23 protein-coding genes are annotated in these 25232 nt (G+C 62.0%); 14 read left to right on the top strand and 9 right to left on the bottom strand.

Annotated features, from left to right (window positions below):
- Window positions 1–102 precede the first annotated feature (102 nt).
- On the bottom strand, window positions 103–504 hold the full coding sequence (locus FY528_RS10715; RefSeq protein ID WP_168681907.1) for a DUF4783 domain-containing protein: 402 nt from the start codon (window positions 502–504) through the stop codon (window positions 103–105).
- Between the two features lie 137 nt (window positions 505–641).
- On the opposite strand from FY528_RS10715, the gene gpmI reads away from it, so the two are divergent.
- Entirely contained in the window at window positions 642–2189 is a 1548-nt protein-coding gene (gene gpmI / locus FY528_RS10710) for a 2,3-bisphosphoglycerate-independent phosphoglycerate mutase (RefSeq protein WP_149071005.1), read from the top strand.
- Entirely contained in the window at window positions 2182–2748 is a 567-nt protein-coding gene (locus FY528_RS10705; RefSeq protein ID WP_149071004.1) for a hypothetical protein, read from the top strand. Before gpmI ends, FY528_RS10705 begins: the two co-directional genes overlap by 8 nt.
- 89 nt (window positions 2749–2837) lie before the next feature.
- Here the strand turns inward: FY528_RS10705 and FY528_RS10700 are convergent, their stop codons facing one another.
- From FY528_RS10700 to prfA, 4 genes are all read right to left on the bottom strand, one after another.
- Entirely contained in the window at window positions 2838–3422 is a 585-nt protein-coding gene (locus FY528_RS10700) for a hypothetical protein (RefSeq protein ID WP_149071003.1), read from the bottom strand.
- A gap of 107 nt (window positions 3423–3529) precedes the next feature.
- Window positions 3530–3952 (bottom strand): secondary thiamine-phosphate synthase enzyme YjbQ, encoded by a 423-nt coding sequence (locus FY528_RS10695; protein WP_149071002.1) that lies wholly within the window; start codon window positions 3950–3952, stop codon window positions 3530–3532.
- 4 nt (window positions 3953–3956) lie between these two features.
- Window positions 3957–5468 carry a right-handed parallel beta-helix repeat-containing protein gene (locus tag FY528_RS10690; RefSeq protein WP_149071001.1) on the bottom strand — a complete coding sequence of 504 codons (1512 nt, stop codon included), beginning with the start codon at window positions 5466–5468 and terminating at the stop codon, window positions 3957–3959.
- Window positions 5469–5609: 141 nt separating this feature from the next.
- Window positions 5610–6680 (bottom strand): peptide chain release factor 1, encoded by a 1071-nt coding sequence (gene prfA, locus FY528_RS10685; RefSeq protein ID WP_149071000.1) that lies wholly within the window; start codon window positions 6678–6680, stop codon window positions 5610–5612.
- 556 nt (window positions 6681–7236) lie between these two features.
- Between prfA and thrA the strand changes: the two genes are divergently transcribed.
- From thrA to FY528_RS10655, 6 genes are all read left to right on the top strand, one after another.
- Window positions 7237–9696, top strand: a complete 2460-nt coding sequence (gene thrA, locus FY528_RS10680) for a bifunctional aspartate kinase/homoserine dehydrogenase I (protein ID WP_262383970.1) — start codon at window positions 7237–7239, stop codon at window positions 9694–9696.
- 159 nt (window positions 9697–9855) lie between these two features.
- Window positions 9856–10797, top strand: coding sequence for a homoserine kinase (locus FY528_RS10675; RefSeq protein ID WP_149070999.1), 942 nt, complete (start codon window positions 9856–9858; stop codon window positions 10795–10797).
- Between the two features lie 168 nt (window positions 10798–10965).
- Window positions 10966–12291, top strand: a complete 1326-nt coding sequence (gene thrC, locus FY528_RS10670; RefSeq protein ID WP_149070998.1) for a threonine synthase — start codon at window positions 10966–10968, stop codon at window positions 12289–12291.
- Between the two features lie 70 nt (window positions 12292–12361).
- On the top strand, window positions 12362–13036 hold the full coding sequence (locus tag FY528_RS10665; protein WP_149070997.1) for a c-type heme family protein: 675 nt from the start codon (window positions 12362–12364) through the stop codon (window positions 13034–13036).
- Between the two features lie 33 nt (window positions 13037–13069).
- The gene (locus FY528_RS10660) at window positions 13070–13744 is read left to right on the top strand and encodes a phosphoribosylanthranilate isomerase (RefSeq protein WP_149070996.1); all 675 of its coding nucleotides are present in this window, start codon (window positions 13070–13072) and stop codon (window positions 13742–13744) included.
- 116 nt (window positions 13745–13860) lie between these two features.
- A complete protein-coding gene (locus FY528_RS10655; protein WP_149070995.1) occupies window positions 13861–15132 on the top strand; it encodes a protoporphyrinogen/coproporphyrinogen oxidase in 1272 nt (423 codons plus the stop codon).
- A gap of 67 nt (window positions 15133–15199) precedes the next feature.
- Here FY528_RS10655 and FY528_RS10650 read toward each other — a convergent pair whose 3' ends face one another.
- Genes FY528_RS10650 through FY528_RS10635 form a run of 4 tightly spaced genes read right to left on the bottom strand, consistent with a single transcriptional unit; the run spans window position 15200 to window position 18786 of the window.
- The gene (locus FY528_RS10650) at window positions 15200–16144 is read right to left on the bottom strand and encodes an HNH endonuclease (RefSeq protein WP_149070994.1); all 945 of its coding nucleotides are present in this window, start codon (window positions 16142–16144) and stop codon (window positions 15200–15202) included.
- A 45-nt stretch (window positions 16145–16189) separates the two neighbouring features.
- Window positions 16190–16429 (bottom strand): hypothetical protein, encoded by a 240-nt coding sequence (locus FY528_RS10645; RefSeq protein ID WP_149070993.1) that lies wholly within the window; start codon window positions 16427–16429, stop codon window positions 16190–16192.
- A gap of 12 nt (window positions 16430–16441) precedes the next feature.
- Entirely contained in the window at window positions 16442–17443 is a 1002-nt protein-coding gene (locus FY528_RS10640) for an SPFH domain-containing protein (RefSeq protein WP_149070992.1), read from the bottom strand.
- A 2-nt stretch (window positions 17444–17445) separates the two neighbouring features.
- A complete protein-coding gene (locus tag FY528_RS10635; protein WP_149070991.1) occupies window positions 17446–18786 on the bottom strand; it encodes a hypothetical protein in 1341 nt (446 codons plus the stop codon).
- Between the two features lie 222 nt (window positions 18787–19008).
- Here FY528_RS10635 and FY528_RS10630 point away from each other — a divergent pair, with 222 nt between their 5' ends.
- The 6 genes from FY528_RS10630 to FY528_RS10605 all read left to right on the top strand — a co-directional run.
- Entirely contained in the window at window positions 19009–20631 is a 1623-nt protein-coding gene (locus tag FY528_RS10630) for a Na+/H+ antiporter (protein ID WP_149070990.1), read from the top strand.
- Between the two features lie 343 nt (window positions 20632–20974).
- Entirely contained in the window at window positions 20975–22405 is a 1431-nt protein-coding gene (nrfD, locus tag FY528_RS10625) for an NrfD/PsrC family molybdoenzyme membrane anchor subunit (protein WP_149070989.1), read from the top strand.
- 54 nt (window positions 22406–22459) lie between these two features.
- Window positions 22460–22774, top strand: a complete 315-nt coding sequence (locus FY528_RS10620; RefSeq protein WP_149070988.1) for a hypothetical protein — start codon at window positions 22460–22462, stop codon at window positions 22772–22774.
- A gap of 214 nt (window positions 22775–22988) precedes the next feature.
- Complete coding sequence (locus FY528_RS10615; RefSeq protein WP_149070987.1) at window positions 22989–23624, top strand: response regulator transcription factor; 636 nt, start codon at window positions 22989–22991, stop codon at window positions 23622–23624.
- Window positions 23625–23758: 134 nt separating this feature from the next.
- The gene (locus FY528_RS10610; RefSeq protein WP_149070986.1) at window positions 23759–24457 is read left to right on the top strand and encodes a DNA-binding domain-containing protein; all 699 of its coding nucleotides are present in this window, start codon (window positions 23759–23761) and stop codon (window positions 24455–24457) included.
- 580 nt (window positions 24458–25037) lie between these two features.
- Window positions 25038–25232 (top strand): transposase (locus tag FY528_RS10605; RefSeq protein WP_149070985.1); only part of this gene is annotated, 195 nt, incomplete at its 3' end.

The raw sequence follows: 25232 nt of genomic DNA, 5'->3' as shown, positions 1-25232 counted from the left end.
CCTCCTGCCGTTTTGCTCCGGGAGAAGCACAGCGCACAAAAAGCCCCGGACGTTTCGAAAACAGCCGGGGCTTTTCTATAAAGCATGAAAGGAGTTGACGGGTCACTCCTTCGTGAAGTCAATGGTGTCGATGAGCTGCTTGCCCTGGGCCGGCTTTACTTTGATAAACACCCGGTAGGTGCCGTTTTTACCAACGTACTTGCCAATGGCGTACTGAATGCCGCCCTCGGAGGAGCCCTGGTGAATGAACTCGAAGCTGGTGGGGGCGTTCTTAGCAAAGAAGTCTTTCAGCACGAACTCGGCCTGGGTAGCACTGTAGCTTTGCTTGTCGCCGTCGAAGCCCAGCTCTACGGTAGAGCCAAAGGACTGCGCCACCCCGCGGGAAGAACCGCTGCGGATGGCCCCGCGTACGGACCCAAACGCGTCGCCTTGTGCCTGGGCCCCTACTACCGCGGCGAGCAGCAGACCAACCAGCAGAAGCGTACGGAAAAAGGAAGTTTTCATATCTATCAGTGGAATGCTCGCCGATAGGCCAAAATTATGCCAACCCCTTAAAAGGAAGGAAATAATCCCAAGCATTCTTCTTTCAGACAATACTAAGAAAATCCGCGCGGTTCAGCACGTCCCGCTATCTTTGCAGCATGAATAAACAGGTACTGTTGGTAATTCTGGACGGGTGGGGCCTGGGCACGAACCCGGAGGTTTCGGCCATTGCAAAAGCACACACGCCGTACGTTGATTCCTTGTTTCAGCGGTTTTCGCACAGCAAGCTGCAAGCCTCAGGCGAGGCCGTAGGCCTGCCAGATGGGCAGATGGGCAACTCCGAGGTAGGCCACATGAACATTGGGGCCGGCCGCGTGGTGTATCAGGATCTGGTGCGCATCAACAAATCTATTCGGGAGCGGAAGCTGGGCTCTATGCCCGCTCTCACCAAAGCTTTCGACTACGCCCGCACCAACGGCAAGAACGTCCATTACATCGGGCTGCTGTCGGACGGGGGCGTGCACTCCCACATCGAGCACCTGAAAGCCCTGTGCACCCTGGCCCACGACGCCGACGTGCACAACGTGTTTATCCACGCCTTCACCGATGGCCGCGACACCGACCCCAAGGGCGGCGTGAGCTACGTGAACGACCTGGAGCAGCACCTGCAGCGCGGGGCCAGCGGCAAGATTGCGTCTATTGTGGGGCGCTACTACGCCATGGACCGCGACAACCGCTGGGAGCGGGTAAAGGAAGCCTACGACCTGCTGGTGAACGGCAAGGGCACTCCTTCCCAGAACCTGATTCAGAGCATGCTCGACTCCTACAAGGCGGGCCTGACCGACGAGTTCATGAAGCCCATTGTGAAGGTGGGCGCCGACGGGCTGCCGCTGGCTACCATTCAGGAAGGCGACGTGGTGCTGTGCTTTAACTTCCGCACCGACCGGGGCCGCGAAATCACGCAGGCCCTTACGCAGCAGGATTTTCACGCCTTCAACATGCACCGGCTTAACCTGCACTACCTGACCATGACGAACTACGACGCCACATTTGTGGGCGTCACGCCGATTTTTGAAAAGGATAACCTCGACCAGACCTTGGGCGAAGTGCTGGCGGCCAATGGCAAAAAGCAGATTCGCATGGCCGAGACGGAGAAGTACCCGCACGTTACGTTCTTCTTCTCGGGTGGCCGCGAGGTAGAGTTTGAGGGCGAGACCCGCATCATGCGCGCCTCCCCGAAGGTGGCTACCTACGACCTGCAGCCCGAAATGAGTGCCTACGAGCTTCGCGACGCCCTGGTGCCCGAGCTGCAAGCCAAATCGGCGGACTTCGTGGTGCTGAACTTCGCCAACCCCGACATGGTGGGCCACACCGGCGTGTTTGAAGCCGCCGTGAAGGCCGTGGAAACCGTGGATGCCTGCACCCGCGACGTGGTGGAAACGGCCCTGGCCAGCAACTACGCCTGTATCATCATTGCCGACCATGGCAACGCCGATATGATGGTGAACCCCGACGGCACGCCCAACACCGCGCACACCACCAACCTGGTGCCCTGCATCCTGGCCGACAACGACTACCGTGGCAAGCTGAATGATGGTAAGCTCGGCGACATTGCCCCCACGGTATTGCAGCTGATGGGCCTGCCGCAGCCCCAGGAAATGGGCGGAGTGAGTTTGCTTCAACCCCAGACCAGCCCGAATGCGTAAGGCCTGGCTGCTGGGCATGGGGTGGCTGGCTGCGGCGTGCAGTTCCAATACGGGAACTACGCCCGGCCAGCCTGCGCCCCGCTCCCGCTACTTTGCCCTGAACTCCTTCCTGGAAGAGCAAGCCAAACAGCTTAACCAACGGCAGCCCGGTGTTACCAAGCAGGTGCGCCTGCGCACGGGCGGCCAGGAAACCACCCAGGTAAAACAACTGGACTGGCGCAAGGAGCTACAGATTTTCCAGCAAGCCGATATCACCAAGCCTGCGCTACGCGGCGCGTATACCGTTGACTCTACCGTGGAAAATGGCATCCTGCGCCGCCGCTACCAGCGCCGGCCGGGCATTGAGCACCCGGTACGGCAGCTGACTGTGTTATCCAACGGCCCGCAGGTAGTGGCCGTGGAAGCCGTCATTACTCAAGATAACCCACTGGTGTACTCTAATAAGACGGTGGAGCTGCACTGCCAGAATGGCCAGGTGGCCAGCTACCGGGTAAACGGAGTGCAGAAACTGGTGCTATTCGACTCGGTACGATACGCCGTGAGCAGCCGGGTGCAGTAGCCAGTTCTATCATTCCGAACAAAGAGAGGAATCTGAGTAAGGGCGCCTGCCTTTTCTTTCAGATTCCTCTCTTCGTCTGGAACGATACTTCAATCTACGTACGGCTCTACATGCACGGCGCTGAGGCGACCCTGCTGAAACGTGACGGATACGTAGTTGGCCCGTTCAGTGTCTCCGATCCTGACTTTATCAATAGACTGGCGGCTGGCGCGGTGGGCTTTCTGCAGGCGGCGTTTCAGGCGTTGCCCGTAGGCCGGCTGAAAATTGGTGACACTGGCATCCTGCAGCAGGTCTTTTTCCGGCGTGCGGTAAAACGCAAATATGTTTCCCTGGTGGCGCAGCACCACAATCGTGTCGGTCTGCCCGGGCACGTGGCGGTTCTGGAAAGGCTTGCGGGCGGCTACGCGGGCCCCGGCTGCTACCAGTTGCTTTACCGTCAGCTCCTGCCCGAATGGGTCACCAGCCAGCGTATCGTTGGTAATGCGCAACGTGCGGGTAGGTAAGGTAGCTGGGGTTGCAGGAGAAACAGCCCGGCGGGCGGCAGCTGGTTTGTGAGCAGCGTCCTTGCTGGTCTCTTCCGCCGCCGGGGTTGCACTACACGCGCTTAGGAGCAGCGCCGAGTAAAGGGCAGCGCTGAAAGCACCTTTCGCAGACGAGAGTAAGGAAGCAGGCATGAGGCAGACCAGCGGGTGGTTGCCTCTATACGCAAAACCACAGCAAGTGGCCCACTGGCAACGAAGCATTTAGCTACAGCAAGGACATGAGAGGCACTATTTGAGAGCTACTGCCCCATCAAGGTAGCCACCACCCAGCGGCGGCCGCCATGGTTGCGGTGTTCCCCCAGGTAGATACCCTGCCAGGTGCCCAAGGCCAGCTCGCCGCGGCTGATGGGCACACTCACAGCGTGGCCCAGCAGGCTGGCTTTGATATGAGCCGGCATATCATCGGGGCCTTCCTGGGTGTGCTGGAAGTAGGGCGCGTTTTCGGGCACCACGCGGCTGAAGAACGCCTCAAAGTCGTGGCGCACGGTGGGGTCGGCGTTTTCGTTGATGCTCAGGCTGGCGGACGTGTGCTGAATGAAGAAGTGCGCGGTGCCCACCTGCAACTGCTCCAGCTCGGGCAGCTCAGCCACCAGCAGATCGGTAATCAGATGGAAGCCCCGGCGCACGGCCGGCAGGCGCAGTCGTTTTTGAATAAAGACCATGAGCTTACTTGTTTTTCCGCTCGTAGGCGCCCATGTCCGGCGTGGCTGGGTCGCGCAGCACGTGCAGCAGGTCGTACTCCAGCCCGGGCAGCGGCACGGCTTTGTTGCTGGCCGGGGAAAGCGTGTCGAGCCGGAAATCATACTTATCCGGGGTGCTGTTCAGGTACGTCAGCTTAAACTTCGGGTCCTGGTTCAGGACATTGCCCTGGTTATTTAGCCCAGGCTTGGTGGCCGTGTTGGCCGCCCCGGTATACGCTTTGGTGCGCAACAGGCTATTCGTCACGCTAATGGCGCCCAGGTACCGCTCGGCATTCTGAAAGAACAGCTCATCATCGAAGGAGCCCCACACGATGCTGTTCTGCACCGACACCTCGGGACTCACGCGACGGGGCGGCACCTTCACCGGCAGCTCGTCGGAGAAGGTGAGTGAGGACGTTTCACGCCGGTTGAACTGGGGCGTGTAATTGGCTATGGTGCAGTGGCGCAGCACGTACTTGCCGCCCTGAAAGCCCGCCACCGCAAACTCCCCACAGTTCGTAAACAGGGAGTTATTCACCGTCACGTCGCCGGAAAAGCTGAGGATGCCGCCCCCAAACGGCGCCGTGGTGCTGCCAAACTGCAGGGAGGCGGCCGAAATGTTCTTGATGATACTGTTTTCCACCAGCACCCCCGGGCGCGGGGCCGCGTTGTCGAGGTTCAGGACCACCAGCCCGAAGGCCGCATTCTTGATTTCGGCGTAGCGCACCACGTTGTCGTGGCTGCTGGCGTCGAGCTGAATACCGGCCCACTGGCCCGGGATGTCGTTGTAGAAGGGCTCCAGGCGGTCGGCCTGGAAGCGCACGAAGCGCGGGTCGTCGGGCTTAAGTTCGGCCGTGGGCTGCAAGTCGGGGTTAATACGTAGCTGTCCGCGTACCACCAGGGCCGCGCCGGCGTGGCTGTAAATGCGCGTGCCCGCTTCGATGGTCAGATGGCAGTCCTTATCTACTAGCGCGTAGCCGAAGATGACGTGGGGCTTGTCGTTACGCCATACCTCCTCGCACTTCAGAGTTTCTTCGGTGTGGAAGTAGGCGTTCTGCCCGTAGGCCACCAGCTTCACCTGCTGCTCGTTGCCGTTGGTCAGGAACTGCAGCTCGTCTTCCACCAGAAAAGGCTTGTCCTTGGCTACCTGACCCAGCACTGCCTTCACCAAAATTTGCACGCTGTCCTTGCCCCGGATTTCCAAGCCATCGGCCGTGGACTGGTCGTCGCCGTTGATGATGAGCGAATAAGTACCGGGGGCTTTGCCGGCCAAGCGCAGCTGCTCCACGCGCACGGCGCGGGCATTGCGGTTGTACACCCACAGCCGCTTCGACACGGTGCCTACCTGCGTGAAAACGGTATCAAACAGCACCGTATCCGTCGAAAACTCCAGCTTGGCGCTGCGGTCCGTGGTGAGCAGGTCTTCCTTGGGCTCACAGCCGGGCAGCAGCGTGGCCGCCGCCGAGAGAATCAGGAGAAGAGGTAGGAGAAAGCGCATAGCAGACAAGCGTATAAAAAGCTTCATGCTGAGCGGAGTCGAAGCATCTCTCCCGCTTCGTTTGAATTGTTCAACGAAGCGGGAGAGATGCTTCGACTCCGCTCAGCATGACAAACGTGGTGAAGCTAACAGTTAGTGCGACTACCCTACGCCTTCCTGCAACCGCTCGGCGCTTTCGGCCAGGCGCAGCTGCTCCACAAACTCGTCGATGTTGCCTTCCATCACGCTGGCCAGGTTGTACACCGTCAGGCCGATGCGGTGGTCCGTTACGCGGCCCTGGGGGTAGTTATAGGTGCGGATTTTGTCGGACCGGTCGCCGCCGCCAATCATGCTCTTGCGCTGGGCGCCTTCGGCTTCGTTTTTCTTGGCCAGCTCAATTTCGTAGAGGCGCGAGCGAAGTACCTGCAGGGCTTTGTCGAAGTTCTTGAGCTGGGATTTCTGGTCCTGGCACTGGGCCACGATGCCCGTGGGCAAGTGGGTGAGGCGCACGGCCGAGTAGGTGGTGTTTACCGACTGCCCGCCGGGCCCGCTGGACATAAACAGGTCCTTGCGCACCTCGTTCATGTCGATCTGCACGTCCAGCTCCTCGGCTTCGGGCATCACCACAATGGAGGCTACCGAGGTGTGGATGCGGCCCTGGGTTTCGGTGGCCGGCACGCGCTGCACGCGGTGCACGCCCGATTCAAACTTGAGCTTGCCGTACACGTCCTCGCCCTTCACAGCCAGGATAATTTCCTTGTAGCCCCCGCTGGTACCCTCGGTGGCGTCTACCAGCTCCATCTTCCAGCCCTGGCGCTCGGCAAAGCGCATGTACATGCGCTGCAGGTCACCGGCGAAGATGGCCGCCTCATCGCCCCCGGCCCCGGCCCGGATTTCCATAATGATGTCCTTGCTGTCGTTGGGGTCCTTGGGAATCAGCAGCTCCTTGATAACGACTTCCAGGCGCTCCTGCTCGGGGTAGAGCGTTTCCAGCTCGTCCTTGGCCATCTGGCGGAAGTCCTCGTCCTTTTCCGTGGCAATGACCTCCTTGGCGTTGTCGATGTTGGCCAGCACGTTCCGGTACGCTTTGTACTCGGTTACAATCTTACCCAGGTCTTTGTATTCCTTGTTGAGGGCCTTAAAGCGCTTCATGTCGCTCATGGCTTCGGGCTGGGTGAGCTGCTCGCTCACGTCCTCAAAGCGCCGTTCAATGGCCTCCAGTTTATCTAGCATCTCTCGTCTGAAAAGTATTGGGAGTGCAAAGGTACGCAAACCCCGCCGACGATATACACCCCGAAAACGCCTGAGCGCTAAGCTGCTGGTGGCTGAACGGCCCGCTCCCCTGCGGGCAGGCCCAACTACCGGCCCGGCCTAGCCATAGTAATCGGAGCAGCGGCCCCGGCCGGTTTGCCCCTGCTTCCCTGCGGAAGTTATCCACTGATTATCAACCACAAAAGAATTACTTCCAAGCGAAAAAACACCCTGCCGCCGCCTGGCTCAAGCCGAAAAACGCTGCGGTAGAAATCGTAGATAAATTTATACCGCGGCCTTTGTGGTTTCGGAAAGGTTTCTACTTTGCGGCCATCTACTCCGCGCTCATGGCCCTGCTTCGTGCTCCCAAGGCTTTCTTTCACGCACTGCCCATCATTCAGATGGGTACCGGTACAACCGTGATTACAACCCGCTAGCGGGCCGCGGATTTCCTTTCACCCTTAATTCGCCGCCCGCCTCGCCGGTACGCTTCTTCGGAGAAGCCGCCGGAGTGAAGCGGGTTTTTTCTTGTCTACTTATGAACGCACAGGCTATGCAGGTTTTGAAATTTGGGGGTTCCTCGGTGGCCACGGCCGAAAACATCGGCCGGGTGCTGGACCTGGCCGAGGCCGCCGGCCGTCGGCAGCCCGCCGTGGTGGTGGTCTCGGCGCTGGGCGGCGTCACGGATGCCCTCATCGGGGCCGGCCGCCGCGCCGCCGCCGCCGATGCCACCTACCGCGACCTGCTGCAGGAGCTGGAGCAGCGCCACCTGGCCGTGGTGCGCGAGCTGCTGCCCATCACGGGGCAAAGCGCGGTGCTGAGCGTGGTGAAAACTCACTGCAACGAGCTGGAAAGCCTCTGCGACGGCATCTTCGCCCTGGGGGAACTCTCTGACCGCACCCTCGACAAGCTGGTGAGCTACGGGGAGCTGCTTTCCTCGAAGATGGTAGCCGCGGGGCTGGCGGCCCGGGGCGCGGCCCACCAGTGGCTGGATAGCCGCCAGCTGATCCGCACCGACGCCCGCTACGGCCACGCCGCCGTGGACTTTGCCGCCACCCACGACCGGATTCAGGCGGCCGTGCCGGCAGCCGGGGTTCCGCTCTACGTGGCCCCGGGCTTTATCGCCTCGGCTCCCGATGGCAGCACCACCACCCTGGGCCGGGGCGGCTCCGATTACACCGCCGCCATCTTCGCCGGGGCCCTCAGCGCCAGTCAGCTCGAAATCTGGACCGACGTGAGCGGCATGATGACGGCCGACCCGCGCCTGGTGCGCGCCGCCCGGCCCATCCCGCGCATTTCCTACCAGGAGGCCATGGAACTCTCCCACTTCGGGGCCAAGGTGCTGTACCCGCCCACCGTTCAGCCGGTGATGCGCCAGGGAATTCCCTTGTGGATCAAGAACACCTTTGCGCCCGAGGATGAGGGTACGCTGGTGGAAGTAGCGCCGCCCGCCAACCACGCCTTTGTGCGGGGCCTCTCCAGCATTGGGCCGGTGGCCTTGCTGCGGCTTGAAGGCAGCGGCATGGTGGGCATTCCGGGCTTTTCGCGGCGGCTGTTTGCGGCCCTGGCCCGGGAGCAGGTCAACGTCATTCTCATCACCCAAAGCTCCTCGGAGCACTCCATCTGCGTGGCCGTGAGTGCCCCCGAAGCCGCCCGCGCCCAGCAGGCCGCCGACGCGGAGTTTGCCCCCGAAATCCTGGCCGGCCGCCTCGACCCCCTCGACCGGGAAGACGACCTGGCCATTGTGGCCCTGGTGGGCGAGCAGATGAAAAACCACCCCGGCATCAGCGGGCGCATGTTTGGGGCCCTGGGCCAGAACGGGGTCAACATCCGGGCCATTGCCCAGGGCTCCTCGGAAAAGAACATTTCCACCGTCATCCGGCAGCAGGATGTGCGCAAGGCCATTAACGTGCTGCACGAAAGCTTCTTTGAAGCCACGGCCCGCCAGGTGAACGTGGTGGTGACGGGCGTGGGCAACGTGGGCCGCAAGCTCCTGGAGCAGCTGAGCCGGCAGCAACCCTGGCTGCTGGAAAAGCTGCGCCTGAACCTGCGCGTGGTGGGCTTGGCGACCAGCAAGCAGTTTGTGCTCGATGAAGAAGGCATCGACCTCAGCAACTGGCAGGCGGCGCTGGAAGCCGGGCAGGCGCTAAACCTCACGACTTTCACCGAGCAGCTGCTGGCTCTGAACCTGCGCAATACTGTGTTCGTGGACGTGACGGCTAGCGCCGACGTGGCCCAGGTGTACGCCGGGCTGCTGGCGAAAAGCGTAGCCGTGGTGGCCTGCAACAAGGTAGCGGCCTCCTCGGAGTACCAGAGCTACGCCCATCTGAAGTCCCTCGCCCAAGAGTTTAACACCCACTTCCTGTTCGAAACTAACGTGGGCGCGGGTTTGCCCATCATCGGCACCCTGGGCGACCTGCTGCGCAGCGGCGACGAGGTGCAGCGCATGCAAGCCGTGCTGTCGGGTACGCTCAACTTCGTGTTCAACAACTACGACGGCACGCGGCCCTTCGCGGAAGTGGTGCGCCAGGCCCAGGACGAGGGCTACACCGAGCCCGACCCGCGCCTCGACCTCACGGGCGTAGACGTGGCCCGCAAAATCCTGATTCTGGCCCGCGAGGCTGGCCACCCGCTGGAAATGAGCGAGGTAGTCAACGAGTCTTTCCTGCCGGCCTCGTGCCTGGAAGGCGACGTACCCGCGTTCTACGAGCAGTTGGCCGTGCACGAGCCCCACTTCCGGGGCCTGTTTGATGCGGCGGCAGCCGAGGGCAAGAAGCTGCGCTTTGTGGCCAGCTTCGCCGATGGGCAGGCCCGTGTCGGCCTGCAGGCCCTGCCGCCTAGCCACGATTTATACTCCCTGCAAGGCAAGGACAACGCCGTGCTGTTTTACACCAACCGCTACGTAGAGCAGCCACTCGTCATCAAAGGCGCCGGGGCCGGGGCCGAGGTAACTGCCTCGGGCGTGTTTGCCGACGTGCTCCGCGCCGTGCAGAGTTAGCGCATGCCTGGGAGTTGTCATGCTGAGCGGAGTCGAAGCATCTCTACCGCTTCGTTGCGGTAGTAATTCAACGAAGCGGTAGAGATGCTTCGACTCCGCTCAGCATGACGAAAACGTCATTTTTATAAGCCCCCAAACACGCTATTTCAGATTTGCTACATGCCTTTTTCTCCTGAAACCGTTACCGTGCTTGCTCCCGCCACCGTGGCCAACGTGGTATGCGGGTTCGACGTGCTGGGGTTTGCGCTGGCCGCCCCCAACGACGAGATGCGCCTGCGCCTGACCGAGCAGCCCGGCGTCGTCATCATCAACGACGACGACTTCGACCTGCCGACGGAGCCTACGCGCAACGTGGCCGGAGCGGCCCTGCTGGCCATGCTGCGGGCCGTGCCCGAGCCGCTGGGCGTGGAAGTGCGGATTCGGAAAGCCATCCGGCCGGGCAGCGGCATCGGCAGCAGCGCCGCCAGCGCGGCCGGGGCGGTGGTGGGCCTGAACCGGCTTTTGCACGAGCGGTTCAGCAAGGCCGAACTGGTGGAGTTTGCCATGTGTGGGGAGGAGGTAGCCTCCGGGGTGCGCCACGCCGACAATATTGCGCCCGGCATTTACGGGGGCGTCACCCTGATTCGGTCGACCACGCCCACACCCGACGTGGTGCCGCTCGACGCTCCGCCCCTGTTCGTGACGGTGGTGCACCCGCAGATTGAGGTGAAGACCTCTGACGCCCGCCAGATCCTGAAGCGGCAGGTGAGTTTGCAGGACGCCATCCGGCAGTGGGGCAACGTGGGCGGGCTGGTGGCCGGCCTGCTCAAGCACGACTACGCCCTCATCGGCCGCTCCCTCGAAGACGTGATTGTGGAGCCTGTGCGCAGCATCCTCATTCCGGGTTTCCGGGAGGTAAAGGAAGGTAGCCGGGCCGCGGGGGCGCTGGGCGGGGGCATTTCCGGCTCGGGCCCCTCGTTGTTCATGCTCAGCCAGGATGAGGCCACGGCCCAAGCCGTGGAAGCGGTGATGCGCGAAACCTACCAGCGCCTGGGGCTGGAACATCATATCTACCTGACGAGCATCAACCCCCACGGCTGCCAGATCGTGAATAACCCTTGATTCCTAATCCTCAGCAGGATCCTAGCGTGCTCTGCGCCCTCTGCGCAAACCGCTGCGGCTTCTGCGGGCTAAAAACGCTTGAGCTGGGCTCGTTCGACGGTCATAAGGTCCTTCGCAAGCTCAGGATGACAGAAAACAAACGAATAGAAACGACTAACCTCAACCAGCATGCGCTACTACAGCCTCAACCGCCAGTCTGAAACCGTGGACTTCCGGACTGCTACCATTGCCGGGCAGGCCCCCGATGGCGGCCTGTATTTCCCCGAAACCATTCCGCAGTTTCCGGCGGGATTTGTGGAGCAGCTCCCGCATCTGGAGCCGGCGGAGGTGGCCTACACCGTGCTGGCGCCCTACGTGGGTGAGGCTATTCCGGAGGCGGAGTTGCGCTGCATCTGCGCCGAAACGGTGAACTTCCCGTTTCCGCTGGTGCCCGTGGCCAACGGCATCAGCGCCCTGGAGCTGTTTCACGGGCCCACGCTGGCGTTCAAGGACGTGGGGGCCCGCTTTATGAGCCGCTGCCTGGGCTACTTCTCCCGCAGTGAAACCCGACCCGTAACGGTGCTGGTGGCTACTTCCGGCGACACGGGCGGGGCCGTAGCCAGTGGCTTTCTGGGCGTGCCGGGCGTAGAAGTGGTTATTCTGTATCCCTCGGGGCGGGTGAGTCCCGTGCAGGAGCAGCAGCTCACGGCCCTGGGCCAGAACGTAACGGCCCTGGAAATACGTGGTAACTTCGACGACTGCCAGCGCCTGGTGAAGCAAGCCTTCCGTGACCAGGAGCTCATGCAGCAGCGGCGCTTCACCTCGGCCAATTCCATCAACGTGGCGCGGTGGCTGCCCCAACAGGTGTACTACTGCTACGGCGTGGCCCAGGCCCTGGCCCAGACCGGCAAACCCCCGGTGGTGGCCGTGCCCAGCGGCAACTTCGGCAACCTCTGCGCCGGCTTGCTGGCCCACGTTTCGGGACTGCCGGTAGCGCGCTTTGTGGCGGCCTGCAATGCCAATGCCGTAGTGCCCGCCTATCTTACCTCGGGCCGGTATGCGGCCCAGCCCGCTGTAGCCACCCTCTCCAACGCCATGGACGTGGGCGACCCCAGCAACTTTGGCCGCATTCTGGAGCTGTTCGGCAATGAGTACCCCAGCATCCGGGAGAAGCTCAGCGGCTACTCCGTATCGGACAACGAAACGGCGGCTACCATCCGGCGGGTGCATCAGCAAACGGGCTACGTGCTCGACCCCCACGGAGCCGTAGCCTACTTCGCCCTGGAGCATTACCTGGCCCGCAACCCCGAGGCGGCGGGGGTCTTTCTGGAAACAGCTCACCCCGTGAAGTTCCCCGACGTGGTGGAGGCTGCTACAGGCCGGGAAGTGGCCGTGCCCGCAGAGCTGCAAACCCTCATGCAACAGCCTAAGCGCAGTGTGGTGCTGGCGCCCGCCTACGAGGAGCTGCGGGAGTACCTAACGGGCCAGCTCCAGGAAAGCTCAGTGACGGCCTGACAGGATCTACCCCTATCTTTGGGGAGCGGGCCGGGAGCAGTATTTTCGGCCTGATCTAGCGTCTTTGCCTATGCGTTTCTTATTCTGCCTTCTGGTGGTAGCCGGTGGCGTGCTGAGCGGCTGCCGGCCCGACCAGATTGAGCACCTGCGCAACACGAAAGAGCTGGCCGTGGAAGCCGAGAACTGGCAGGTGAAGCGCATTCTTCCCAAAGACCTGCTGCGTGCCACCCGCTGGGCCGGCGACTCCCTCACGGGCTACGCCGACCGGGAGCTGAACCGCGTACTCGCGCAAAAGCTGCAGGAAGGTGGGGTAGCGGCAGCCCTCCCGTACTGCCAGCCCGAAACCTACGCCGCCGTCGATTCGCTGGCGCGGGTGCTGGAGGCCGTGCCCCGGCGGGTAACCGCTAAGCCCCGCAACCCCGCGCACCAAGCCAAGCTGGTCGCAGCTGAACTCACGCCCGACACCCTGCGCACCGTGCGGCGGCCTTCTACGGAGGTATTTTTTTACCAGCGCCCCCTCGTGCTCCGCGACGCCCAGTGCCTGCGCTGCCACGGCGAGGTGGGCAAGGACGTGGCAGCGGCCGACTATGCGCTGATTCAAAAACAATACCCCCAGGACCAAGCTACCGGCTACCGCCTGGGCCAGGTGATGGGGGCTTGGCAGGTGCAGCTGAAGCGGGCGGGCGTGGCGGAGTTCTACACCATGAAAACCCGCAAAATCATGAAGCGGCGCAAGCTGTTTTAGACGCCCGCTTTTCCGTTACGTACCAACGCCTCTATGGCCCTTCCCACCTACCACCCGCGCATCAAGATCTGCTGCATCAGCACCCCGCAGGAACTGGCGCTGGCCGTAGCCGCTGGAGCCGACGCCCTGGGCCTGGTAGCCCGCATGCCCTCCGGCCCCGGTATCCTGCCCGACGACCAGGTGCGGCGGCTGGCCCAGCTCACGCCCCCGGCCGTAGGCTCTTTCCTGCTCACCAGCGAAACCGATACGACCTCCATTATTGCGCATCAGTGCCGCACGGGCACTTCTACTTTGCAGATTGTAGACCGCCTCAGCACGGGCTCCTACCAGGATCTGCGCACGGCCTTGCCCGGTATTCAACTGGTACAGGTAATCCATGTGGTAGATGAGCGGGCCGAGGAGGAAGCGCACCGCGTGGCCCCGCACGTGAATGCTATTTTGCTGGACAGCGGCAACCCCGGCCTAGCCGTGAAGGAGCTGGGCGGCACCGGCCGTACCCACAACTGGGCCATCAGTCGGCGCATCCGCGACGGGCTGAACATGCCGGTGTTTCTGGCCGGCGGCCTCACCCCCGACAACGTGCAGGACGCGCTGGCGGCCGTGCGCCCCTTCGCCGTAGACGTGTGCAGCGGTATCCGTACCAACGGCCACCTCGACCCCGTCAAGCTCCGCCGATTTGTGCAGGCCGTGCGGGCGTTTGAGGGGTAGAGTACCGCGCTAAAAGCTACTGGCTAGTTCCCCTCCTTTTCAAAAGGAGAAAAATCAGATTCGCGGCGAACCGACATCGGCCCAACCTTCGGCCGGGTTTCGCAGTTTGGGCATGTATGACTGCTGCTCCCGACAAACCCATCATCATCATCGGCGCTGGCATGGCCGGCCTCACCTGCGCCAACTACCTGCACCGCGCCGGCCGGCCCGTGCTGGTGCTGGAAGCCGCCGACGCCGTGGGCGGGCGCGTGCGCACCGACGTGACGCCCGAAGGCTTCCGCCTCGACCGCGGCTTTCAGGTCCTGCTCACGCGCTACCCCGAGGTGCAGCGCCTGCTCGACTACGGCGCCCTCAACCTAAAAGCTTTCCGTTCAGGGGCCAGCATCCGCCTGCCCGATGGGCAGCAGACCACCCTGCTGAATCCCTTGCGCCAGCCCTCGGGGGCCCTGGCCGCCCTCACGTCCCGGGTAGGCAGCCTCCCCGACAAGGTGCGGATTGCCAGCCTGGCCCGCCACGTAAGCCTCGTACCGGCTCAGGAACTGCTGGAGCGCCCCGTGCCCAACGATGTAGATACCCTGAGCTTTCTGCGTCACTATGGCTGGAGCGAGCAGATGATTATCAACTTCTTCCGCCCCTTTTTCGGGGGCGTATTCCTGGACCGCGGCCTGAGCACAGCGGCCAATTTCTTCGAGTTCGTATTTCAGCAATTTGCCCTGGGCGAGGCTGTGGTGCCGGCCTTAGGCATGCAGCAGATACCCGAGCAGCTGGCCGCCCGCCTGCCCGCCGGCACCGTGCGTCTGAATACGCCCGTAGAGGCTATTGAAGGCACCACCGTGCGCCTCTGGACCGACCAAACCCTGGAAGCTGCTGCCGTGGTAGTGGCCGTAGATGGGGAGACTGCCCGCAAGCTGCTGTCCCAGCTGCCCGCCGCCGAGGCTGGCTGGCGGCAAACCACCTGCACGTACTTTGCGGCGCCCGGCTTTACCCCCTCGGGCCCGACCCGCCTTTTGCACCTCAATGCTTCCCCGGATGCTCTAGCGCACAACGTGGCGTTTCCGGCCAACGTCAGCGCCGAGTATGCTCCGGCCGGGGCCGCGCTGGTATCCGTCAGCACCCACGGGGAGCATGGGCTGAGCGAGGCGGCCCTCACGGAAAAGCTGCGCCAGGAATTGGCCGACTGGTTTGGGGCCGACGCCCTGCAGTGGCAGCACCTGCGCACCTACGTGCTGCCCCAGGCGCTGCCCGTGTATCCCGCCGGTCAGCCCCCGCGGCAGCCGCTGCGACTCTCTGATACGCTCTACCGCTGCGGCGACTACACGGCCTATCCTTCCCTGAACGCCGCCATGCAAACCGGCCGCGAAGTAGCCGAGCAGCTGCTAGCCCGGTGAAGCGCTAACGCCCGTTGTCAGCCATGGATACAGGTAAATCCTCGGGGTAGCCTTCTGTCGTTTTAGCTCACCTGCCTCCAAATCCTTCCCGCCGGGGCCACCACTCCGCGCGCTCGGGTAGCCGCAGCGGCTGGCCCTCAAACTGCAGGAGCCCATGCTCGGCACCACGCAGCTCGCGGAAGGAGGCCGCTATGCGCACGCGGTAGTCCTGGTCGATGCGGAGCAGGTGGCGGTCGAAGGCACGGTGCAGGGTGGGCGTCAAAGCCAGGCCGTTGCCGATGGTGTCGTCGTGGCTGATAGACCAGGGTACAATGTGGCAGGCATCGAGCAGGGGCGCGACGGCGCTGGTGCCGGTGCTGATGAGCTGCAGCCCCGAAATGGCGCAAGTGTAGTTGTACACCCGCAGCACTTCCCGCTTAAAAACAGCGCTGCGCACCGCCGTTTCTACTTCATCGGCGAGGTTGATATGGGTCCGATAGACAGCGGCCGGCTCTTCCAGCATCTGGCGGCCCAGGCTGTGCAGGGTGTCAGCGCCAGCGTGGGGGCGGTAACGGAAGCGGGTTTGCGGAAAGTAGCGGTCCAGCAGGGCTTCGCGAAACAACTGACGGGCAGCTACCTCCTGGAGCAGCCGCCAGAGGGCTTCATCGAGGGCAGCGTAGGCTACCACGTGCCGCAAGTGCCCCAGGCTGCGCGGAGAGCCGGAGGCCGTGAGCACCAGGGGCTGACCGAAGTGGGTATGCAGGTGCCAGAACTTTTCGCCAGTGAGGTGGTAAAACGGCAGGGCAAAGTTGTTGGCCCGAAACCGCCCCGACACGCTCAGGTCGCGGCAGTTGCTTTGAAAGGCGGCCAGCAATTCCGGCGTAATGATGATCTGGTTGTCCTGAATAGCGCCTTCTTCGATGCCTTCGAGCACGGCCAGCAGCAAGGCGGGCTTATACGGTGCTTCCTCCCCACTCAGCCTACTGGTTTTGAGCTTGCGAAAACGCGTGAGGTAGTGGGGCAAGTCGGTCATGGCAAGGCCCAAGGTACGTGCTGAACTGCTCTTGCCGACACTTGGCTACCGCTTGGGATGGGCCCGGTTGCCCCGCTGCGCATCGTAACCCGCGACAGGGTTCGAGAAGAAGGCAAATCGAATGACAACCAGCACCACTAGGGTAGCGGCCAGAATGCCTAGCGTGAGGCCGCTACGCAGCAGCGTAGAGGAGCTGACAGCTGAAACGCCCCAGAGTCGCAACACACCAAGGGCGGCCAGAGTCAGGCAAAGCAGCCCGATGGCCGCGCCCAGTAACTTTTTCATCAGGAAGTTGGGTTAGAGCTGATCGAGCCAGCCTTTCTTTTTGGCGTCAAATTCCTCCTGGGTGATGATGCCCTCAGTGAGCAGCAGCTTGAGCTTCTGGAGCTGCTGCACCGGGTCGGCGCCAACGGGGGGGCTGGTGGCTTCCTGCTTTTCGGTGGCGAAAACCCGGCCCAGCTCGGCCCCGGCGCCCAGCTGCAGGCCCGCGCCGGCTAGGCCGCTTTCGTTGCGAGCCGCGTCGCGTAGGGCTTTCAGCTTTTCCAGCTCGGCGTAGCCCAAGCCCCCGGCGGCGGCGGCCTGGGCATCGGCCGACACGTCGGAGATGCGGCCTATGCGCTGCTGGGTGGCTTTGTCGAACACGGTGCCGTTGATGCGGAAGTCCGTCAGCGCGCAGCCGAGGCGGGCAAACTCGGGCGTCAGCAGCCCCAGCAGCTGAGTCGAGAGCAGACTGAGGTGCGCGTCAATGTGCTGATAGGAAAACTGCGCCGAGGCCAGCACGGTAGCCAGCACCGACGGAATACGGCTTTGCAGCAGCGCCCGGGCCTGCTGCACGGTGTAGAGGTCCTGCTGGCCGGCTATTTCGGCGAAGAACCGCGGCCCATCGTCGAGGCGAAAGGAAAAGCTGCCGTTGGCGCCCAGCTCCACGGGCAGCTGATACACCGGGTCCACGTACTTGATGGGCATGGCCGTGCCCCAGCCCTGGTTCACGTTTTCGGCCCGCCGGAAGAAGTAGACCTTCACCTTATGCTCGCTCTCGAAGCCCGTGCGCAGCTTGGTGAGCGTGGTAATGAAGGGCGTGTTCTCCGTTTCGAGGTTGTAGATACCCTCCGTGGTCAGCGCATCGGCCACCCGGCCCTCGTAGACCAGCAAAGCTCCCTGGCCCGGCCCGATGATAAGCTTGCTGGCGTTCTTGAGCTCGTCGTGCTCCGAGGGAAATTTCGCCAGCAGCACCCCCGGCTGCGGGTTGGCCCACTCAATGACGGAGGCCAGCTGGTTGCGAAAAAAGCGAAAGGCCATGGCTACGGAAGTTCAGGGTGTTTCTGGAGTTGTCCACTCAGGCTGAGCGTATACGTCTGGCGGCCGTCCTGCAGCGCAAACCCCTGCGCATAGCGGATGGCCCGGTCGGGGCTGTCGGACGCCGCCAGGGGCTGGGTGAAGCGGATAGCGCCGGTGCGGGCATCCAAGCATTGGACGGACAACGGAATGGTGGGCGAGGCCGTGGGCTTAAATGAAATCAGCACGTAGTCGGCGTCGGCGTACAGCAGGCTGGGGTCGAAGTACAACCGGCCCGGGGTGAAGTCGGCGTAGGACAGCACCCGGGCTTCTTTCAGCTCGTAGGGCGTGATGAGCCGCTTCACGTGCGGGTCGGCGTCGGTGAAAATGCCCGAGCCACCGTAGTCGTCGCTCCACTCAAAACGGGGCAGGTCCCGGGCCCCGCCGCCATTGTCGCGGTACTGGTACTTGATCAGCTGGATTTTATCCTCGGGGTAGGTGGTGCTTTTGCGGCTGAAGATGAAGGCCGTCTTGGTAGGAGCCTTGGGCTGCAGGGTCTTGAAGCCGTGCCGGGCCTCGTAAAAATCCTCCTGGGTGTACACCTGATGAATCAGCGGGAAGTACATCAGGTTGCGGCCGTCGTTGGTGAACAGGGCGAAGTAGTCCCCGTAATCGTCGTCGCCGGCTTCTACGGTGGCAATGCCGCTGGTCAGCTTCGGCTGCCCCTGAAACAGAGGCTTGGTTACCTCCTTCAGGCTGTTGGCGGACTTGTCCACGCGGTACACCGCCGTTTTGTTGGCAATCAGGTACAGGTCGCCGTTTGAAAACTGCTTGAGGTCGAAATCGGGCGAGGAGGAGTTGGGTGGAATGGGCAGGGGCACACTTTTCAGCGCCGTGCCGGTGGTAGCATCGGCAAACACCGCATAGGTACTATCCTGGGTTTCGCCGTCGTAGCGGCGGGTGCCCACCTGGAAGAGCACGGGCTTTTGCGTAGGCCCCAGGTAAAGCAGGGCTTCGCTACTGCTGAAGCTGTACGTGGGGGGCTTTTCTTCCTCGGTGGGTCCGGCCACCACCGACGCCGGCGCTACGAATACCGTCTGGGGCGGGGCGTCCTGATGAAACAGCAGCCACCAGACTACGGCTATGCCCCCTAGAGCACCGGCAGCCAACAGGGCCCGGCGCGCCGGCGGCAGCGGGGAAGCCGGTGGCAGCGACAGGTGCCGCACCGTGTGGTTTACGTTGATGTCGTCGTTGTCGAGGAAGTATTCCGTGCCGCAGTTGTCGCAGCGGAACACCTCGGGGCGCACCAGGGCCTTCTGCGTGCTGCCGCACTTGGGGCACTCAATTGCTTTTATTGCTTTGGCCATATAGAACACGGATACCCGAGCGCGGCGGCAGGAAGCCACTGGCGGGGCGCGCCGCAAATTAGTGGGTAGTTGGTAGTTTCGTCGCAAGTAGCCTCAGAGCACTCTATTGCCTGGCCCGGGAATGGGGCAGTTGCCTGGGGACTGGCTGTAGCGTTTTTACCGTCGAGCCGCTACCTTCCGGCTGCGGGCCGCAAGCCGCCCGCTTTATACTGTCTATTACGCATGCACGGAACTACGCTGCACGAAACAATCCTCTTGGTCCTGGGCCTCCTGTTTGCCATGCTGCTGCTCGTGATGCTGAGCCAGAAGCTGCGCATCTCCTACCCCATCTTCTTGGTGCTGGCCGGACTGGCGCTGAGCTTCGTGCCGGGGCTGCCGCCCATCACCATCAACCCCGACCTGATTTTCCTGATCTTTCTGCCGCCCCTGCTCTACCAAGCTGCCTGGGATACTTCCTGGAAAGACTTCTGGCGGTGGAAGCGGCCCATCACCCTGCTGGCCTTCGGGCTGGTATTTTTCACTTCCACCATCGTGGCCTACGTGAGCCGGGCCATGATTCCGGGCTTCACGCTGGCGCTGGGGTTCCTGCTGGGGGGCATCATCTCCCCACCCGATGCCGTGGCGGCCACCTCCGTGCTCAAGGGCATCAAAGTACCGCGCCGCGTGACCAGCATCCTGGAAGGGGAAAGCCTCATCAACGATGCCAGCTCCCTGATTGTGTTCCGGTTTGCCCTGGCGGCCGTGGTATCGGGCACGTTTGTGTGGCAGCAGGCAGCCACCTCGTTTCTGCTGGCCAGCGGCCTGGGTTTGGCTATTGGGCTGGCGGTGGGCTACGGCTTCTACCTCATTCATAAGTACCTGCCTACCACGCCCAGTATAAACACGGTGCTCACGTTTATTGCCCCTTACGTGATGTACCTGCTGGCCGAGGAGTTCCACTTTTCGGGGGTGCTGGCCGTGGTGAGCGGGGGGCTGATGCTCTCCTACCACTCCCACCGGGTGTTCGACGCCGACACCCGCCTGCAGGCCAACAGCGTGTGGACCAGCGTGGGGTTTGCCCTCAACGGCCTGGTGTTCATTCTCATTGGCCTGGAACTGCCGGTGGCTGTGCACGGGCTGGGCTCCTATTCGCTCGGGCAAGCTATCAGCTACGGCCTTATCATCAGCGCCATCGTTATCCTGATTCGGCTGCTGTGGATGTTTCCGGCCGCCTTTGTGCCGCGCCTGCTGTTTCGCAGCATCCGCACCAAGGAAACCAGCCCCGGCTGGCAGGGGCCCATTATCATCGGGTGGGCCGGCATGCGGGGTGTGGTGTCGCTGGCTTCGGCCCTGGCCGTGCCCCTGCTGCTAAGCAACGGGCAGGCCTTTCCGCAGCGCAACTTGATCTTGTTCATCACTTTCGTAGTCATTCTGGTTACCCTCGTGTTTCAGGGTCTCACGCTGCCGGCCATTATCCGCCTCACGGGCGTGGCCGAAATTGAGGACCGGATGCCCACCGACGAGCAGGAAGCCGGCATCCGGCTGCGGCTGCGGCACGTGGCTCTGGCCCACCTAGCCCGGCACTATACCTCTGATATTCAGGCCAACGAAATGATAGCCGCCCTCCAGCAGCGCATGCAGGCCGAGGCCCAGCGCACCGGCAACCTGCTCGAAGCCCTCGACTACGATGAAAACAAGCGCCAGGCCCTGCAGCGCTACCACCAGGTATTGCTGGATGTGCTGCAGGTGCAGCGCGAGGAGCTGTTTGTGCTACGCGCCGAGGATGTATTTGAAGAGGAAATGCTGCGCCACCAGGAGGCCCAGCTCGACCTCGACGAGGCCAAGATCAGCCACATGCCCCACTAAGGCGCGCATAGTGAGCAAACACAAGTTTTAGCGCCTCAGAACGTCATGCTGAGCTTGTCGAAGCACCTCGCGAACTGACATTGCCAAAGTAACCGTCATGCTGAGCGGAGCCGAAGCATCTCTACCTCTGGCTAACTAATTGGCCTTGCAACGAAGCGGTAGAGATGCTTCGGCTCCGCTCAGCATGACGGTCTTTTTATTTACTGTGCATACTCTACAGTGGCCTCGACAGCTATACGCTACTAAGGCGCCAAGGCGTTGGAGGCGTTGTAAACCTTGCGTACAATCAAGGATTTGGGGGTGAGCGGGGGCGTGCTTTGCGGCATACCAATTCGCTTGTGTTATGCAGCATGTATCGCCCGTTCGCCTGCCCTTGGTTATAGGCGGCAAAACCTACCACGACGTTACCGAGGACATTAGCCGCCACGTGGAGGCCAAACCCAACCGCCGCTGGGCCTTGGCTCTCACGGCCGCCCTGCTGCTGCTGGGCATCTTCTTCTACTCGGTTTACCGGACGCTGTGGTACGGCATCGGGGAGTGGGGGCTGAACAAAACGGTGGGCTGGGCCTGGGACATCACCAACTTCGTGTGGTGGGTGGGCATCGGCCACGCCGGCACGCTTATCTCGGCCGTGCTGCTGCTCTTCCGTCAGAAGTGGCGTACCTCCATCAACCGCGCCGCCGAGGCCATGACCATCTTCGCCGTAATCTGCGCGGCCATGTATCCGGTGTTGCACCTTGGCCGGCCCTGGCTGATGTTTTGGGTGTTTCCGCTCCAGAACACCTTTGGCTCGCTCTGGACCAACTTCAACTCGCCCCTGTTGTGGGACGTGTTTGCCATCAGCACCTACTTCACCGTCTCGCTCGTGTTCTGGTACACGGGCCTGGTGCCGGACTTTGCCACCATCCGCGACCGGGCCAAGGGCCCCATTGCCAAAGTGGCCTACTCGCTCTTGAGCATGGGCTGGAAAGGCTCAGCCAAGCACTGGTCCCGCTACGAAACCGTCTCGCTGATCCTGGCCGGCGTGTCTACGCCCCTGGTGTTGTCGGTGCACACCATCGTATCGATGGACTTTGCTACCTCCGTGGTACCGGGCTGGCACACCACGATCTTCCCGCCCTACTTCGTGGCCGGGGCTATCTTCTCGGGCTTTGCCATGGTGCTCACGCTGATGCTCATCACCCGGGTGGTGTTCAAGCTGGAAGACTACATCACCCTGGAGCACATTGCCCTGATGAACAAGATCATGATGATTACCGGCTCGATTGTGGGCGTGGCCTACATCACCGAGTTCTTCATTGCCTGGTACTCGCAGGTGGAGTTCGAGCAGTATGCCTTCATCAACCGGGCCACGGGCCCCTACTGGTGGGCCTACTGGTCCATGATGACCTGCAACGTGATTACCCCGCAGCTGGTCTGGATCCGGCGCATCCGCTACTCGATTCCGGCCACCTTCATCTTGTCCATCATCGTCAACATCGGCATGTGGTTCGAGCGGTTCGTGATTATCGTCACGTCCCTGCACCGCGACTACCTGCCCTCGTCCTGGGCCATGTTCTCCCCGAGCTGGATTGACATCGGCATCTACGTGGGCACGCTGGGCCTGTTCTTCACCCTGTTCCTCTTGTTTGCCAAGTTCTTCCCCGTCATCAACATGGCCGAGGTCAAGTCCGTGCTCAAGTACACCGTCGATAATGGCCCCACGTACCGGCAGCTCCCCGAAGACACTCCGCAAGCCACCCTGTCAACCGAGGCAGCAACTGCCAGTCACTAACCAAGCCCGACGCCCTTTCCTGGGGGTTCCTTCACTTCCTATCCTGTCTTAGCCATGTTTGTTGATCTGCTGCTGGCGACGCTTAGCCTTTTCCTGCTGATACCCCTCGTAACCGGCTACTGCGCCTGCAGCTACGGCCGCTCGTTCTGGCTGTGGTTTGCCCTGGGCTGTCTGCTGCCGGTAGCTTCCCTGGTGGTGCTGGCCATCCTGCTGCACCGCAAGGAAATGCAGCCCGGGGAGCGGCTGCTGGCGGAGGCCCGGGAAGTCCTGGCTTCCGCAGTCGAGGAAGAAAGCCGGCTGTGGCAGGAGCTGAGCCCCCTTACCAACGCCACCGGCTTACGCCAGTCGCCCCTGTCGGCCCACCGCTGACCTGGTGCCGGCAGGGTGCACCGGCAAATACTTTATTTTCTTAATATACCCACTTCCAGGTATTGACAGCGGGAGCTGAAACCGCTACATTCGATTATTCCGCTCTGGCGCTGTCTGTTACGAACCGCGTCTTCCTATTACTACCTATTGCCAGCAGTACCGGACCGCTCTTGGGCGGCCGCTATCCACGTGTGGTTTATTTCACTTCGTCTGTATGGCCCTATCCATTATGGGACCTGCTACCGTGCTGGTAGCGGCTCCCCCTTCCCTGCACCGACAGGGGCTCCTGACTACCCTCCAAACGCAATGGCCGGCCCTGGCTTGCACCGTTACGGCCGATGCCGGGCAGCTGCGGGCGCTGCTCCGTCACCAGGCCTTTGGGCTGGTAGTGCTGGATAGTGCCCTTTGTGGCGCGGCGCGGCCCCTGCTCTGCCAGTTGCGCGCCATTCGCAGCACTCAGCTGGTCTTGGTACTCACTGGCGCGCGACTAGCGTCCCCACTTCGCCAGCAGCTGCTCCAAGCCGGGGCCCACGCCCTGCTGCGCCAGAGCGCCGACCCGGCTGCCGCGGTAGCCACTATTGGCGCTTTGCTTAGTGGCGCGGCCGGGGGCACATTGCCCGGCGTAGCCTTGCCGCCTACCTCCCACCTATCCATCCCATTCAGTCGGCGCGAGGTAGAAGTGCTGCGCCTCGTGGTAGGCGACTTCAGCAACCAGGAAATAGCCGATAAGCTGTGCCTGAGCGTGCGCACCGTGGAAAGCCACCGCCGGGCCCTGCTGCAGAAAGCTGGCGTGCGCACCCTGGTAGGCCTCGCGGTGCAAGCCGTGCGCCAGGGCTGGGTAACGCCCTGAGCCGGGGCTTTACACAGGGGCAATATGCCGTGCAGGCTATCCTAACGCATGAAAATTCAGTGCTGGCACTGATGCGCGGCATCCGCAGAATCGGCAGCTTTGCCCTATAGCTCAACTGTTTATTCTTTTCTGCTATGCCCATCCGCTACGCCCTTATCGAAAATAAACTCACCACCGACTCCGATGATTACCGGGGCCGTGTGCAGCACAATACCACCGTCAGCATTGAAGAAGTGGTGCAGAAGATTGCCCGACCCGGCTCTACCGTAACGGCCGCCGAAGCCTTGGCCTTCTGGGAAGAGCTAAGTCAGGCTGTGGTAGCTGAAGTGCAGGCCGGCAACCGGTTTCTTTCCGACCTGTTTGTGGTGAGCCTGACTATGACCGGCACTTTTGACGGCGCTCAGGACCAATTTGACCCCACTCGCCACCAACTGCGGGTGCGCCTAGCCCCCGGCACCCGCCTTCGCCGGGCCGAGCAAGGCCTCACGGTGGAGCAGGTCCGCGCCGACTCCACTCTGCCCCTGCTCGAAGACCTGGAAGACTTCACCTCCGATACCCGCAACGAGAAGCTCACCAAAGGCGGCACCGCGCGCCTCACCGGCGAGCGGCTCAAATTCGATGCAAAGGACGCCCAGCAGGGCGTGTTCCTGGTTGCTAGCAACGGCACAGCAACTAAGGTGATACGGGTGCTGACGAATACGCCGGGTGAGCAGCTTTTTCTAGTCCCGGCTACACTGGCGGCGGGAACCTACCGGGTGGAGGTGCGAGCTAAGAACCCAGGCAGTACCAATCTGCGCATTGGGTCGCTCGATACTACTCTAACCGTAGCCTAAGCCTTATCAAGATGCTTAACAAACCTTATTGAGGACCTTGATAAGGCTTGTTGTGAAGCACGATGAATAGGCTATGGGTTATCAGAAAATGAATCATCGACTGACTTTCTCTCTCCTATGCCGTGCAGCAGGCATTCTCGCTGACCCATTAAATATGAAAACTTTACTTCTTACGGTGGGAGCAGCTTGGCTAACGGGCTGTGCAAGTAATTCTGCCACCGACGAACCACACCGCGTTTTGTTGGACGAGCAGTATATGTCTGCGCCGGCCGGGCAAACGCCAACTACCTATGTAGATTCATTGAGTCTTACGCTGGCCGGCAAAACGGTTCCTGTGCGTTTTACATGGTCTGCTGTTCCAGTAGTTGGAAAAGACACCTGCCAAAAGATAACGCAGCTCCGTATCGAGCGGACTGGGGGCGACGCAAGCGTCCGTATCACTGGAGCTCGGAGTACGTCCGTTGGCTGTGCCCTGGGTAGCTTATTGCGTAATGATTTTGACCTCCTCCCAGCAAACTGGACCGCTGTAAAGTAGAGGAATCAGGCACTTGTCGTACCTTAAAACCAAGAGACACGTGCCATGAAAAAGACGAAGTTTACCGAGGCGCAGATCGTGTTTGCGCTCCGCCAAGCCGACACGGGGGTGGCCGTCGCGGAGGTCTGCCGGAAGATGGGCATCAGCGAGGCCACCTACTACAACTGGAAGAAGAAGTACGGCGGGCTGGGCGTGCCAGAACTGCGCCGGCTGAAGCAGCTGGAAGAGGAAAACCTGCAC

Origin of the sequence: Hymenobacter lutimineralis (assembly GCF_008271285.1) — a bacterium.
Classification (GTDB): domain Bacteria; phylum Bacteroidota; class Bacteroidia; order Cytophagales; family Hymenobacteraceae; genus Hymenobacter; species Hymenobacter lutimineralis.
This window is presented reverse-complemented; position numbering and strand designations above follow the sequence as displayed.